Origin of the sequence: Emticicia agri, from assembly GCF_004168285.1 — a bacterium.
Taxonomy (GTDB): Bacteria; Bacteroidota; Bacteroidia; order Cytophagales; family Spirosomataceae; genus Emticicia; species Emticicia agri.
Window position 1 is genome coordinate 164,291 of record NZ_SEWF01000004.1, and the last position, 14,911, is coordinate 179,201.

Genomic DNA, 14,911 nt, shown 5'->3' on the forward strand with positions numbered 1-14,911 from the left:
CTGTAAATTAATCATTTAATTGTCCATTGTATAATTCACTAATATTATTTAGTCAAATCAATAACCCCAACCTGAAACCCTATGAGAAGAAGACGTAAAAATGCCTTGATTCCCCTGATTTTTATGATATTGGTGCTTTTGTTGATTTATGGGTTTGTGATTTTAAGGGGTGAATGGTTATCGTTAGTAATGGGCTTCTTTTTCATGATTGGTATCAGTAAATTCCTTGATGATTATATAGGCAAAAGGTATTTTCTATATACTTTCAGCATCCTGATTTCTATATTCATTTTTACACTACTCTATGTAAATACTGTCCGGAACAATTCATCAGAGAAGATTACCGTAGAAGGGGAAATATCGGCAGTACATAATAGCTACAGATATGTTCAATTTGAACTGAAAGAATATCCTGATATTTCGTTTAAATCTTATGACTCTGAAATCAGAGCTTCTTTCCGGGAATATACGCCAGATAGTTATTATAAAAAAACACCTGTTAACCTCGATAAAAAAGTCAGTATAACGGTATTTAAAAGCCATCTTGACTGGTACAGAAAACCCTATGTAGCATTTCTGAACAAGCTCAGATTTCCTTTAGAAGTAGAAATTGAATCGTTTGTACTTGTGGAATAAGGCCCTTTCATAGAAAAAGAGGGCGTCTCAAAAGTTTTTCACACCAAATAATATCGCTACGGCGAACCGTTTGGAATTTTTCCTCACCGCGCGGCGGCCGCCCCAACCCCTCTCCCACGGGAGAGGGGCTAAAAGTCTCCCTCCATGCGACGTCCGCTCCTTTTCCAGGAGAGGGAGATTTAGAGCGGACGCCGCGCGGAGAGGCTGCGCCAAATAATATTTTTTGCGGTTTTCTTTTGAGACGCCCTCTATTCTATATCTGTTCAACCCTATATACAAGCACCTGTGATTTTAGCCGTAAAGGTACTGCCTTGCTTGGCTTCAAAGCCCGGTTTCATTAATACATATTTGTTACCGATATTAGTGGTTTTTCCGGTTGATTCTATTTTATTGGAAGCCTGAATGGTTTCTGCCGTATGGGTCTGCACACCATTGGCCAATACATCATGGGTAGGACTCACGAGCACCAATGGAGGATTTGTACCCGAAGCCAGTATTTCAATTTTAGCAGTTCCTGCTATTACCTGATCACATTTACCACCAATATTGATACTCACCAATGTAAACGATGTTTCTTCTGTCAGAACGCCTGAGCTAACCACAGATTCGCCATTGGCATCGAGGATAGTAGAGGCCGTTGTTCCATTTGACTGATAAAATACCTGCGCATGAGGTGTGCCGATAAATATCAGACTTCCGGCTGTTCCTGAGCAGATAGGCCCCCCGGTTGAGATACTGGCAACTGCTTTAGGCAATACAGTCAACACGGCTTCTATTGAGGTAGCCACACCGCACTCGCCTGTTACTTTCACCCTGTATCTGGCACCGTTGTCTGACAAAGGTCTGTTGGGCAGTGTCAGTACTGAAATATCCGAAAATCCGTTATTGAGCGGAGTACTAAAGCCACTTGTAGCAGGTGCCTGTCGTTGCCACTGGAATGTCAGTATCCCTTCTCCGGTTGCTTCGGTCATAAAGACAGCGGTTTCTCCTACACAAACGGTTTGCAGCACCGGAGGGTCGGTAATCTCGGTAGGTGCTTTCAGGGTAATGGCCGCAGGTACATTAATTACATGCTGGCAATTGGTAGTATTATTCTTTATTTTGGTGATAAAGATATGTCTTTCATTATTAGCCCATACGAGGGTTTCTGTGAATGAAGCATTACCCAGCGAATCCGGCGTTACGATGGCTGTCTTTTCTGTGCCTGTCGAATCAACTTTATAGGTAATGGTATAAGGGTCCACACTTGGGATACCTGTCAGGTTGAAAGTACCTTTCAAGGTAGGGCAAACTGCGGCTGCCTGAGTAGCCGTTGCTATTACCGGAACCGGATAGGTGAATCGTTGATAGAAATAAGCGCCCCCTTTGCTCAATTCAGGTGGGAAAGGAGATGATAAAAACGAAGCACAACCCAGTATGGTAGTTTTACTGATAGCTACTGAGGTGCCGAACAAGTCTCCTACTACCAGTCCGGTCGGAATAATCGTTTTTTTCTCAACCCAGTTGCCGGCAGTATTTTTTTCAAAGACTACAACGGCACCTTTACCCACAAAATTTCCGGGTGCGCCTATGACCGCCACATTGTCGAGAATAGCTAATGAGAAGCCCAGTCCTGCTTCATCGCTTACGCTGGGCGAACTGAGTTTGGTTTTCGGAAACCAGTTGCCTACCACATCTCTTTCAAATACCTGCACTACGCTTTCTCCGGTAGGGTCTACATAGCCCGAAGCAATAATTGTATTACCGCTGATAGCCGCAGCAAAACCAAAAGCGGCACCGCTTGATAAATCGTCAGGCGTATATTGTCCTTTTCGCTGCCATATATCAAAATCATCTTTCTCATAAATGAAAATAGCCCCCTCTCCGGAAGAACCTTCTTCGGGTGCACCTACTACCAAGGTTCTGCCGGAAAGCCCAACCGAATAGCCATAGTATGTAGCCACATTCTCGAAAATTTCATTTTCTAAATTCCAAACGCCCATTTCGTCTCTTTTGAAAATAAACACCGACTCCCAGCCATCGGCACCAACAGCCATTTGGCCATGAGAAACCGAGATAGAACCTCCAAAATAGTCATCGGATAATCCATTAGGCGAGGTAATCTTATCTAACTGAATCCAGGAACCATCTGTTTCCTGTGCAAATATATAGACTGCGCCCATATCGCTATCCTGACCCGGTGCCGTTACAAAAACGGTATCGCCCGAAATAGCTACTGCTGCCCCAAAAAGGTCATGGGGCGTAAGGTCTGCCGGACTAAGCTGTGCCTCCTGCGACCATTTACCGTTGGGGTTGAGTCTGTAAATAAAAGCCATCCCCTGGTCAGCTGCTTTAGCCCAAGCCCCTACAACCGCCAGACTATCAGATACAGCAGAGGCATTGCCAAACTCATCTAAAATGGTAACATTGGTTGGTACTAATTTATTTTTGCTGATGATTGTCTGAGGGAATGAAAGGAAAACTTCTTCGGTATAAAAATCACAGCTTCCAATAACATGACATCGGTAAATACCACGATCAGCAATGGTAGTGCTGTCAATTTTAAGTGTATCAGTTGTTGCCGAAGCTATGGTGGTTATATCCATAAAAGTGCCGTTGTCCTGCTTTTTCTGCCACTGAAAAGTCGGGGTTCCGGTTACCTGAACACCAAAAGCAGCCTTATCGCCCAAACAAGCCAATACCGAGGCAGGCTGTTGGGTAATATCAGAAGTCAGGATAATGGTTACACTCTCAAAGGTGCTGTTGCAACCGCTTGATAGTGGTTCACATCTGACTTTATAAGTACCCGATGCACTGGGGGTAAATATCACCAGAGGGTATGATACTGATACATCGCCTATCAGGCGAGTAACCTCATCATTCTCGTACCAGACAGACTCAAATCCGCTATCGCAAGAAGCACTGAAAACAGTGGGCAAGCCTTTGCAGAAGGTAGTAATGGTTGGCAAATCAATGATAGGTGGGGTGGTTGCAACCACAGAAACATTAATATCTGTAAAACCACTCGGACAAAAATCAAGGCTTTCGCATCTTACTTTATAAGTGGCACTGGTGGTCAGGTTTGTGAGGTTAGGGTCTATTTCAGTAACCCCGTCACTCAGAAAATAGAAAGGTTGTGCTGTGCCTGTACAGCTACCATCTAAAGTGAGGCTACCACCTAAACAAACCTCCGGACTGGTGGTTACCCCCGTTGGGGCGTCGTCTAAGGTAGAATAGACATGAATTGTAACCTCTTCAAACGGGCTCACACAGGGTATATCAGCCGCCTCATCTACACATTGCACATTGTAGGTAGTGGTAACTGAAGGCGCAATATGAAAAGTGTTTGCAGAGGCCAAAGGCGTGGTGGTATCTGTTCCGTACCAGATTACATCACCACTCGGACAGCTTGCCCTTAGATCAAGTTCATTGCAATGGCATAAAGATTGCTCCCGTGTTACATTATAGGGTTTATTGACTGTAATAGTTACCGGGACACCTGTACTCGGCACTGCATTATATACACATTTTACGGTATAAGTGGCCGTTTGAGTGGCATTATAATTATAGGCTACGTTGGCCAGAAAAACATCTGAGGCATTGTACCATTTAGTCATACCTTTAGAACAAGTAGCCGTTAAGCTCATGGCGGTATTGTGGCATACTACCTGGTTGGGCGTTACTGCTGTTGGTGCAGGTGTCTGGGCAAAAGTTAATTGACTAATAAGCAGCAGACTACAAAAAAATAAGATTTTCTGATAGAGTGGCTGGTAAAGATTTTTCATAAGCAAGGTAATATTAGGTGTAAAAATATAGAGTTTTACAATGATTGTAAAAAAATAGAAATCAGTTATGAAGCAGTTTGATAGTTTAAATATACCAAAGGCACAAGACTTGCGTCTCCGGCATTGATTTTCTTTGGAATTGTACCTGACTTAATTAAAAACACACTTTACACAATAAGTATCTGCAGTTTGACATGACAACAGATAGATGGTTGAGTGCAGAAAATAGAAATCTCTTATTTGCGAGCAAAGTTATAAGTATAGAAACGGTTTAAACAGCTTCTTTGTCAAAATTAGGCAAAAAACTGACACCTAAGCAAGGAGTTTCGGATAAAATTGTAATTATAAATGAAATAGTATGAACGGTAAGCGTACAGCTATTTTAATTATGTATTTTTGCCAACCAGAAAAAGACCTGTTTTTATGAAAACACTTACTGCTTTTGCGCCACATTATACGCTACTTTCGGGCAATAAACTGTACCGCACCGCACTGAAAGCCATCTTTCTGCTGAATACGCTGTCGGTATTGCTTACCTATCTTTTCGATTTTGCCTCGTGCCACCTCTGTTATTTAAAGTTAGTCATCATTTTTTGCACCAACGCCTTATTCTGGATGGGAGCATTTCCATTTATGATTGAACGGGTAGCACTTTTCCAGACAAACTGGCGTAAAATGGTAATTTTTGGCGCAACAGTCGTTTGTCTGAATCAGGCTTTGGTAGTGCTGGCATGGGTGGGCATAATAGGCACTTTTTATGATTGCCTCAAGCTGGATTTTATTCCTCCTTTGGTGTTGCAGAATAATATTTTGATGTCAGTACTGAGTTTTTCACTCATTGTTGGCTGCGTATATTTTACTAATTTGAATAAAAAGACTACTCCTGAGCCAGACAAGAACCTTGCTACTGCTCAGATAAATTATCTGAAAAACGTTTCTGTTAAAAACGGCACCCTTACTACACTCATTCCGGTTGAGAAAATTTATGCAATCGAAGCCGATGATAATACCATTGAGTTCAAAACCCAAATGGGTAAATTTATCAGTTACCAATCACTTAAATCAATAGAGACTCAATTAGACCCCGAATTATTTGGCCGCATTTACCGCTCTACCATTGTCAATAAAACATACATCAAAAAAATCAGAAGTCTTTCGTCAGGAGATGCAGTTGTCTCTTTAGACAATGGTGAAGAACTGAAAATGAGCCGCCATTATAAAGCCCAGTTCAATAACGGGACAAACCTCCAGTAGGCACCTCATTTTGCCCTTGTTTTTTCGCAGCTTGCCTTGTTGCTTTTGTAGAATGAGAAGTTTCTGAAGTTTTTTGCGACAAAAACCAAAATTATGATTCGCAAAAAAATTTCAGGTCTTTCGTGTTTGCTATTACTCCCCTATCTCTCCGTTTTTTCGCAGGATACTACCTATTTAAGCAAAGCCCCTTTGCTGATTGAACGCTTATCAGGAAAAATCACTTTAGACGGCTCACCTGATGAACCTGCCTGGAGCAGTATTGCACCTTTGCCTTACATTGCCTTTGAACCTGTGTGGGGTGTAACACCTACCGAGCAAACCGACATCAGACTCACCTACGACGAGCGCTACCTGTATATAAGTGGCCGATGCTTTACCAAAGATTCTACGACCATTGTAGCCCGGAACTTAGTGAGAGACGGGTATCGGGGAGACGATTGGGTGAGTATACAGTTTGACAGCCGTTTTGACAGGCAGAATGCGTTGGTTTTCTCTGTTTATCCGTTAGGAAGCCGTTTTGATATGGCCACCTCTAACGATGCTATTGAATTAGGGAACTCGACCTTTAACCCGGCACTGAACATGATTTGGGAAGCTAAAACCAAGATTAACAAGGATGGCTGGTTTTTTGAAATCAGGATTCCACTCTATAACCTGCGTTATAAACAAGATACGAATGGTTATGTAAAAATGGCTGTCAGTTTCACAAGAGCCATTCAGTATAAGCAGGAATACCACCAGTTTCCGGCGATTCCCCGAAATACAGCCGATTATATCGAGCGTCCTTCTGTTAAACAACCTGTTTTGCTGGAGAAACTTCCTGCATCAAAGCTCTTTTTGCTTACGCCTTATGTTTCGGCAGGGCGTGAGCGGAGTTATCAGTTGAATAACAACACCGTTAGTCCTGTCATTAAAAACAGTTTTCAGGCAGGTCTTGATGCCAAAATTGGTATTTCATCTTACCTGACTTTAGATGTATCTGTCAATCCTGATTTTTCGCAGGCAGAAGCCGATAACCAACAGGTAAATCTGAGTCGGTTCAGTTTGTTTTTTCCCGAGAAAAGGCTTTTCTTTCAGGAGCAGGCAGGGTTGTTTGAAGTGGGGCTGGGTGGTACTGCACAGGTATTTTACAGCCGACGGATTGGCATTAATAACGGCAGGCTGACACCTGTTTACGGTGGAGTGAGGCTGACAGGCAAATTAGACGCCAAAACCGATATTGGTCTGATAAATATCCAGTCGGTACCAACCAATATTGATAGTTTGTTCAGATTCCCGACCGAGAATTTTGGTGTGTTTCGTCTGCGCAGGAAGGTATTGAATAACCGGAGTTTTATTGGTACCATTATCACTTCACGTATCAGTAGCCTGAATCAGAATTTTCAGGTGGGTTTTGATGCCATCATCAACACTAAAGGCAATTATTACCTCAAAACAGCTTTCGCCAATTCTATTGATGTGATGCCGGGTGTATCAACGCCTCTGCGGGGTGATGCTTCCCGTTTTTCGGTCAACTGGGAGTTACGCAAAACCGACCGCCTCTACTACTCGGCAGGTTATACTTATTCGGGCAAGAATTTTGACCCTAAAGTAGGATTTCTCGACCGCTCTGATTTTCATCATGTCAACGGCATTTTGTCGTATGGCATCTTTGCCCGAAACAAAAAAGCCATTTTTCAGTATCAGAGCATCACACTTGCCAGAATATTGGCCTACTGGAATGCACAAAGCGGCAAACTGGAAAGCATGGAGACAGGAATTGGTTGGCGTGGCAATACTATCAAGGGTATGCGGTATAGTCTGCAATTGGCCAATAATTATGAATACCTGGCTACACCGCTTAACTTTGGCAACGGGCTTATTATTCAATCAGGCAGCTACCATGCACCCAGTCTGTGGTTAATTTTCACACCGCCTGTTTATAAAAATTTCAATATGCCTGTTACCCTGTCTGAAGGGTATTTTTATCAGGGCAAACAGTTTTATACAAGCCTCAGCCCCACCCTCAACCTGGGCAAACACTTAGACCTCAAAGCTAATTATAGCTTTACTTATCTGCGTTTTACGAAAGAAAATACCTACTATCCTATTCATCTGGCAAAACTATCAGTCAATTATGCCTTTGATTTACATTTTTCTGCCAGTTTCAATATTCAATACAATAGCAATGAAAAGCGGTTTTTCAATAATGCCCGGCTACGTTATAATTTTGCCGACGGACATGACTTATACCTGGTATGGAACGAAAACTTCTTTTCGGAACGAAACTATTTTAATGAATCCCTTGCCCGACCACGGTCAGAACAACAGGTTTTGCTGATAAAATACTACTATACCTTTTTGCCTTTGAAGCGGTAATATCAGATGACTCTATATTTAGCAATTATGTAGGGGTTCAGAATTCTGAACCCCTACACAACTGCCATTCCACAAAACTATTTGCCACATTAGCCAAAACCCCGTATTTTTTATAAATTGCCTGCTCATCTCATTCGTCGCCCGGCGACTACTCTTATTTAACCTTTTAATCATGAAAACCACATTTATTGGCGTACTTGTATTTTTCAATTTCCACCTGCTTTTCGGGCAAAACAGTAAAGCCCCCGCTTATCCACTCATTACACACGACCCTTATTTCAGTATCTGGTCAACAACCGATGAACTTACTGCCTCTCCTACCAAACACTGGACAGGTGCCGACCATTCATTAATCGGAATGGTTGAGGTTGATGGTATGATTTATCATTTTTTAGGCAAAAAAGGCGATAACTACGAAACCATTGCTCCTGCCGGAGACGAACTGAATTATGAGGCGGTCTATACAGAAACCAATCCGGGAGATAACTGGATGAACCCAGACCTGAACGATAGCCAATGGCAGAAAGGCATAGCACCGTTTGGCAATAATCCCACTATGGCAAAAACCCAATGGAATACCAAAGATATATGGGTAAGAAGAAAATTTACACTGAAAAACCTGAATTCTGAGGCATTGTACTTGAAACTGAACCACGACGATGATGTAGAAGTATATCTGAATGGCGAACAGGTTTATAAAGTAAAAGGCTGGACTAATAAATATATTTATGTACCCATACCAGATGCTGCCAGAAGCAAACTGAAAACCGGAGAAAACCTATTGGCAATACATGTGATTAACAATGTGGGTGGGGCTATTTTAGACGCCGGAATTGTAGAAAAAGTGATTGAAAAACCGAATCCGAAATTACAGATGGCCGTGCAGAATTCGCTGAAACTCAATGCTACACAAACCATTTATAATTTTACCTGCGGCAAAATTGACCTCACGCTTACATTCACCTCTCCGCTATTGATTAATGATTTGAATATACTGGCTCGTCCGGTCTCTTATATCAGTGCCAAAATGAAAGCGACTGATAATCTGCTGCACGATGTACGGATATTTTTAGGGGCATCAACCGATATTGCAACCAACACTCCGGCACAAGAAGTAAAAGCTACCAAATACTCAGCCAACGGGCTGGATATATTAAAAGCAGGTACCACTTCGCAGAATATTCTGAAACTGAAAGGCGATGATGTGCGGATTGACTGGGGTTATATGTACATAGCAGTACCTAAAGGCAACCTGATACAATCTATTACCAAAAGCACCGATGATACTTTCGGGTATGTATCGAATACAAATTTAGGTGGCAAACATCTGATGCTGAATACGTTGGTGAATACAGGTAAAGTAGGCAATACAGTAAAAGAGCAGCTTTTTCTGATTGGCTACGACGATATTCAGTCGGTACAGTATTTTCAGACGAATCTTTCTCCTTGGTGGAGACTCACCAAAGGTGCGACCATCGAAGGGCAACTGGCTCAGGCATTAAAAGATTATCCGGTTACTATCAAAAAATGTGAGGCACTTAACCAGATGATTTATAACGATGCCTTTAAGGCCGGAGGAGAAGAATACGCCCGTCTGTGCGAATTAGCCTATCGCCAGAGTCTTGCGGCTCATAAACTCGTAAAAAGTCCATCGGGAGAGTTATTGTTCTTATCAAAAGAGAATTTTAGCAATGGCTCTATCAATACCGTTGATATTACCTATCCATCTGCACCCCTATTCCTGGCTTATAATCCTGCCTTACTGAAAGGGATGATGAATGGTATTTTCTATTATAGCGAAAGCGGGAAATGGCCCAAACCTTTTGCCGCACACGATTTGGGTACTTATCCGATAGCCAACGGGCAAACATACGGAGAAGATATGCCCGTAGAAGAATGTGGCAATATGCTTGCCCTGACAGCCGCCTTAGCCAAGATAGAAGGCAATGCCTTGTATGCGAAAAAACACTGGAAAACCCTATCTATCTGGGCCGACTACCTGAGCAAAGAGGGTTTTGACCCTGCCTTGCAATTATGTACCGATGATTTTGCAGGTCATTTAGCCCGTAATGCCAACCTTTCTGTAAAAGCGATTGTGGCTTTAGGTGGCTATGTGCAGTTGGCAGAACAATTAGGCGAAAAACAAACGGCAGAGAAATACCGTGCCCTGACCAAAGACATGGTAAAAAAATGGATGGAATTAGCGGCCGATGGCGACCATTATGCACTCACTTTTAATGATAAAGGCACCTGGAGCCAGAAGTATAACCTGATTTGGGATAAGCTCCTGAAAATGAATTTATTCCCGAAAGAAGTGTATGAAAAAGAAATAGCTTATTACCTGACCAAACAAAATGCTTTTGGCTTACCCTTAGACAGCCGTAAAACCTATACCAAATCGGACTGGATAATCTGGACGGCGGTACTGGCAAGCAGATCACAGGATTTTAACGCCCTTGTAGCCCCTATGTACATCTACGCTACACAAACTACGTCAAGAGTACCCATAAGCGACTGGCATGAAACCACCACCGGAAAACAGGTCGGCTTTCAGGCAAGAAGTGTAGTAGGCGGATATTTTATGAAGGTTTTGGAGGATAAGTTGAAAGGGAAGTGATGGTGAGGGAAATGCTTATTGGGCTAATATCTGGAACACCCATTCAAGAGGCAACAGGCATTCTCTAATTTCGACTAAATTGTAAGAACAATTAGTCATTAGAAACGTTAGGCCGTTCTGAGAACGGCGGAAACTCCTGGTTCTTGTATCACGATTTTTCAAATCGTCAAAAGAAAACGATTTAAAAATCGTGATACATACTTTAAAGAATGCCAGACACTCCAGGGTTTTGAACATTTTTTATTAATTTCTTTTTTTGAGAAAATACTTATCCTAATAATGACTCAGAACAACATCCTTCTTTATCATTATAAGCTCATAGGTATAAAACCAAAGGTTAAAACCTAATCTTCTGTACCGTACAAAGATTTCTGTATCCCACCAAGTCGTAACCTCGTAATTCCCATTTCTATATATTGAAAGTTCAGCCTTATTCCATTTGTTATCGTTTGAGGAAGTTAAAGCATTCCATTCTGAAACTAACCTATCAAACTCCAATCTTAACTTAGACACATTTAAGGAAGAGATTTTTTTTCCTTCACTATCAAAGCATTGTCCTCTAATTCCACTCCCGTCTTCTCGTGTATAAACCTCTATTTGAGCCTTTATACAAAAAGAATTAATGTCTCCTATTGATAGTATTTCATTTTTAATTGATTCCAATTTTATCATAATATTATGATTGTTTAATTGCTAAATGATTTAGCCGGACAAGGGCTTGTATCAAGATCTTCATGGTTCGTCATTACGAAAATCGTGATACATAATTTAAATTAATGCCGTTCTAAGAACGGGCAAGTCGCATTTGCAATGCTTTTATAAATAGTTTCTAAATAAGAAAAATTTAATATCTTCAACTAGGTTCAAATTCTATTGATTCTATAAATTCAATAAAATTACTGGCGATTTTAGTTGATTCTTCTTCTAAATCATAAACGCTAAAATCAAAATAATATACACTTCCTTTATCTTCACCTTCAAGTTTTAAATAAATTCCGCCTTCAGGAATAGAAATGCCAACGAAAAGAAAGCTATCCAAAGGCTCTTGAATAGAAAATCTATCATAGTTAGAGATAAATTCTATCGTAGTTAAACCATAAAAATGGGCATATTCTCTACCATCAACTTTACGAGGCAACAAAATTATCAATAATGACACTTCATCCATTTGAGGTTCAGGCAAATACTCTGACATGAAAAGTTTAAAATCATATGGTAAACTACATTGTAAATGTTTCTCAATGTTATCAAATACTGACAAATCTATTGGGGATTCTCTTTTAATAAATAGTTCAATACCTTTCATATTATAATAAGTTTTAATACGTAAGAAACTATTTGGGTTAATCTTGTTATGCCCAAAATGATTATTTTCTGCAAATCCTACGCCACTAAAATCTTGTTGTATCAGCCGTTCTCTGAACGGCATTTTCTTACCTAAATCTAAGCCTTAATAGTGATATAGTTGATGTGTCAGCCGTTTTTTGGGCAGCAATTATATAAAACTAATTATTTTGAATAGTTTTTTTGCCGTTCAGAGAAACTATTACACTGCGACAGATAACTCAGGTATGGGTAAAATTCAGCCGACCCCCTTCTTTTCTTGCATTCAAAAAAAATCCGTCCTATGCAACATCTTCATTTTTCCTGTGTCTTTTCATCGCTATTACTTCTCTTGATAAATATAAAAATCCACCATTTAACATATTTTAATGGTGGGCTGCTGCAAATTACTATAAATTTGCAGTGGATTTGAACGTATGATTAATCTTTATGAAAAAGCTATTACTACTGACTTTAACCTTTGTCGGTTATACCTCCCTCTACGCCCAGATTGTACCCAAGCGGTTGGAAGCCAAACGAACCAACAAACCTGTGGCCATTGACGGCCGACTGAATGAACCCGCCTGGCAAGATGCTTCCCTGTTGGATGATTACACAGAATTTCGTCCGGTAATAGGTCGGAAAGAGGATTATGCAAACCGTACAGAGACCTATCTGATGTATGACGATGCCGGAATTTATTTTGGCGGCACCTGTTATGAACGCAGCTTGGATAGTATTTCGAAAGAACTGGTAGGTCGTGATGGTTTTGGAGCCAATGATTACATCGGGATTATATTTGATACCTACAATGATAAACTCAACGGCTTTGAGTATTTTATTACCCCATTAGGCGAACAATGGGATGCCAAAATGACCTCGAACACCAATAGCGACAATGGTGGTGAAGATTTTAGCTGGAATGCCGTGTGGCAAAGTGCCGTGATTATTCACGACAAAGGCTGGTCGTTTGAGATATTCCTCCCCTATTCGGCTATCAGGTTCAGTAAAGATAAAATACAGGACTGGGGGGTAAATGTAACACGGCGGAGACGTAAAACCGAGCAGCAGAATACGTGGAGTGCCATTGACCCCAATGTGAATGGATTTCTTACTCAAGAGGGCTTGTGGACAGGTATTGCCGATATAAAACCCCCTATCCGTTTGCAATTATCCCCCTATTTTTCAGTCTATGCCAATCATTTCCCTGTGAATCAGGCCGACCAGAAAAACTGGACTAACCAGATTTCGGGTGGATTAGATTTAAAATTGGGTTTAAGTCAGGCTTTTACCTTAGATGCAACTTTGATTCCTGATTTCGGACAGGTGCAGAGCGATAACCGGGTACTGAACCTGACGCCTTTTGAGGTAAAGTTTAACGAAAACCGTAACTTTTTCACAGAAGGTACCGAGTTATTTAATAAAGGGAATCTGTTTTATTCTCGGCGCATTGGTGGGGCTCCTATTAACTCAGGACTCGCCTATACCGATTTGAAACCCGAAGAAAGAGTGGTTTCAAATCCGACAGAATCAAAATTAATCAATGCCTCCAAGATTTCGGGACGTATGAAAGGCGGTCTGGGTATCGGGATTCTGAATGCCATTACACGTCCGCAATATGCGATTATTGAAAATACAGAGACCGGAGAAACACGAAAAGTTGAAACTGACCCCACTACCAACTACAATATTTTAGTACTTGACCAGACCCTGAAACACAATTCAAGCGTGAGTTTTGTGAATACAAGTGTACTGCGGGGAAACAATAACTACAATGCCAATGTAAGTTCGGGATTGTTTAGTTTTTTCGATAAAAAGAATACTTATAACTGGACGGGCAGCGTAGCTATCAGCAACCTGACTTATAAGATACCCGATAAAAAACATACCACCGGATACAGCCACTCGTTTGGATTTGCCAAAAGCAGTGGGCGTTTTAATTTCAGTATCGGCCAGAACCTGACAGATACCAAATATACCAGCAATGATTTAGGGTACTTTACCAATAACAATTTCATTGACCATAATTTGTATGTTGGCTATCGCTATACCGAGCCTAAAAAATGGTACAACCGATTGTTCTATAATTTCAATGCGACTCTTAGTTCGCTTTACTCTCCTATTGGCGATATTCAAACCAAATACCAGCAAGCCAATATCAATATAAATCTTAATGCCCAGATGAAAAAACTGCACTGGTTCGGGATATTTACCAATTTTACACCTAAACAAAATGATTTCTATGAGCCACGCATAGCAGGAAAAGTATTTAAAAGGGGTACCAGTATTATGGCAGGTGCCTGGATAGAAAGTAATTATGCCAAAAAATATTCGGTTAATGCACAGATAGCAGAGCGGGTATTTCTGAATTTCTATAATGTGAATGGCATGGATGTGTTTTTCTCACATCAGTACCGATTCAACAGTAAGTTCTCAATCAGACATTCGGTTGAGTATCAGGGCAGACCAACCGGACTTGGTTTTTCTACTTTGTTAGCCAATAATACGCCATTGTTTGCACTCAGAAACGTAAATTCTATTGACCATGTGTTATTTCTGAAATATAACTTTACCAATAAAATGGGGTTGACTTTCAGAGCCAGACACTATGCCAGTGTGGTAAAAACAAGATCGTTTTTCACGCTTAATAATGATGGTACATTGAAGCCCAAAACTGATGTAACAGAGAACCTGAACCGGAATGTAAATTTCTTTAATATTGACATGGTATATACCTGGCAGTTTGCTCCGGGTAGTTTCCTGAATATTGTATGGAAAGAAGCCAGTATTATGGACTCTAATCTGGCTACCAACAATTATTTAGATAATTTACAGAACACCCTTCAGACCGAGCAAAACAATAATTTCTCTTTAAAAGTAATTTACTTTTTAGATTATCTGCAATTGAAGAAATTGAAGAGAAAAGTGTAGGATTTTTGTAGAAAAATACTGAATATTA

Annotated in this window: 8 protein-coding genes; 5 read left to right on the plus strand and 3 right to left on the minus strand. The window is 40.8% G+C overall.

Going from position 1 to position 14,911, the window contains the following annotated elements; all coding sequences use genetic code 11:
• Positions 1 to 81: 81 nt before the first annotated feature.
• Entirely contained in the window at positions 82 to 636 is a 555-nt protein-coding gene (locus EWM59_RS03920) for a hypothetical protein (RefSeq protein WP_130019643.1), read from the plus strand.
• A 269-nt stretch (positions 637 to 905) separates the two neighbouring features.
• On the opposite strand, the gene EWM59_RS03925 is transcribed toward EWM59_RS03920, so the two are convergent.
• Entirely contained in the window at positions 906 to 4,400 is a 3,495-nt protein-coding gene (locus EWM59_RS03925; protein WP_130019644.1) for a 3-coathanger stack domain-containing protein, read from the minus strand.
• A 423-nt stretch (positions 4,401 to 4,823) separates the two neighbouring features.
• On the opposite strand from EWM59_RS03925, the gene EWM59_RS03930 reads away from it, so the two are divergent.
• The 3 genes from EWM59_RS03930 (at position 4,824) to EWM59_RS03940 (ending at position 10,629) form a co-directional block, all read left to right on the plus strand.
• Entirely contained in the window at positions 4,824 to 5,654 is an 831-nt protein-coding gene (locus tag EWM59_RS03930; RefSeq protein ID WP_130019645.1) for a LytR/AlgR family response regulator transcription factor, read from the plus strand.
• 93 nt (positions 5,655 to 5,747) lie between these two features.
• On the plus strand, positions 5,748 to 8,012 hold the full coding sequence (locus tag EWM59_RS03935) for a carbohydrate binding family 9 domain-containing protein (RefSeq protein ID WP_130019646.1): 2,265 nt from the start codon (positions 5,748 to 5,750) through the stop codon (positions 8,010 to 8,012).
• Positions 8,013 to 8,184: 172 nt separating this feature from the next.
• Complete coding sequence (locus tag EWM59_RS03940; RefSeq protein WP_130019647.1) at positions 8,185 to 10,629, plus strand: glutaminase family protein; 2,445 nt, start codon at positions 8,185 to 8,187, stop codon at positions 10,627 to 10,629.
• Positions 10,630 to 10,902: 273 nt separating this feature from the next.
• Here EWM59_RS03940 and EWM59_RS03945 read toward each other — a convergent pair whose 3' ends face one another.
• Complete coding sequence (locus tag EWM59_RS03945; protein WP_130019648.1) at positions 10,903 to 11,301, minus strand: hypothetical protein; 399 nt, start codon at positions 11,299 to 11,301, stop codon at positions 10,903 to 10,905.
• Between the two features lie 181 nt (positions 11,302 to 11,482).
• Complete coding sequence (locus EWM59_RS03950) at positions 11,483 to 12,058, minus strand: SMI1/KNR4 family protein (RefSeq protein WP_130019649.1); 576 nt, start codon at positions 12,056 to 12,058, stop codon at positions 11,483 to 11,485.
• A 344-nt stretch (positions 12,059 to 12,402) separates the two neighbouring features.
• Here EWM59_RS03950 and EWM59_RS03955 point away from each other — a divergent pair, with 344 nt between their 5' ends.
• The gene (locus EWM59_RS03955) at positions 12,403 to 14,883 is read left to right on the plus strand and encodes a DUF5916 domain-containing protein (protein ID WP_207219936.1); all 2,481 of its coding nucleotides are present in this window, start codon (positions 12,403 to 12,405) and stop codon (positions 14,881 to 14,883) included.
• Positions 14,884 to 14,911: the final 28 nt, after the last annotated feature.

Excerpts from the sequence above, each read along its gene's own strand:
- EWM59_RS03920 (WP_130019643.1), top strand. The coding sequence starts at position 82 with ATGAGAAGAAGACGTAAAAATGCCTTGATTCCCCTGATTTTTATGATA.
- EWM59_RS03925 (WP_130019644.1), bottom strand. The coding sequence starts at position 4,400 with ATGAAAAATCTTTACCAGCCACTCTATCAGAAAATCTTATTTTTTTGT.
- EWM59_RS03930 (WP_130019645.1), top strand. The coding sequence starts at position 4,824 with ATGAAAACACTTACTGCTTTTGCGCCACATTATACGCTACTTTCGGGC.
- EWM59_RS03935 (WP_130019646.1), top strand. The coding sequence starts at position 5,748 with ATGATTCGCAAAAAAATTTCAGGTCTTTCGTGTTTGCTATTACTCCCC.
- EWM59_RS03940 (WP_130019647.1), top strand. The coding sequence starts at position 8,185 with ATGAAAACCACATTTATTGGCGTACTTGTATTTTTCAATTTCCACCTG.
- EWM59_RS03945 (WP_130019648.1), bottom strand. The coding sequence starts at position 11,301 with ATGATAAAATTGGAATCAATTAAAAATGAAATACTATCAATAGGAGAC.
- EWM59_RS03950 (WP_130019649.1), bottom strand. The coding sequence starts at position 12,058 with ATGCCGTTCAGAGAACGGCTGATACAACAAGATTTTAGTGGCGTAGGA.
- EWM59_RS03955 (WP_207219936.1), top strand. The coding sequence starts at position 12,403 with ATGAAAAAGCTATTACTACTGACTTTAACCTTTGTCGGTTATACCTCC.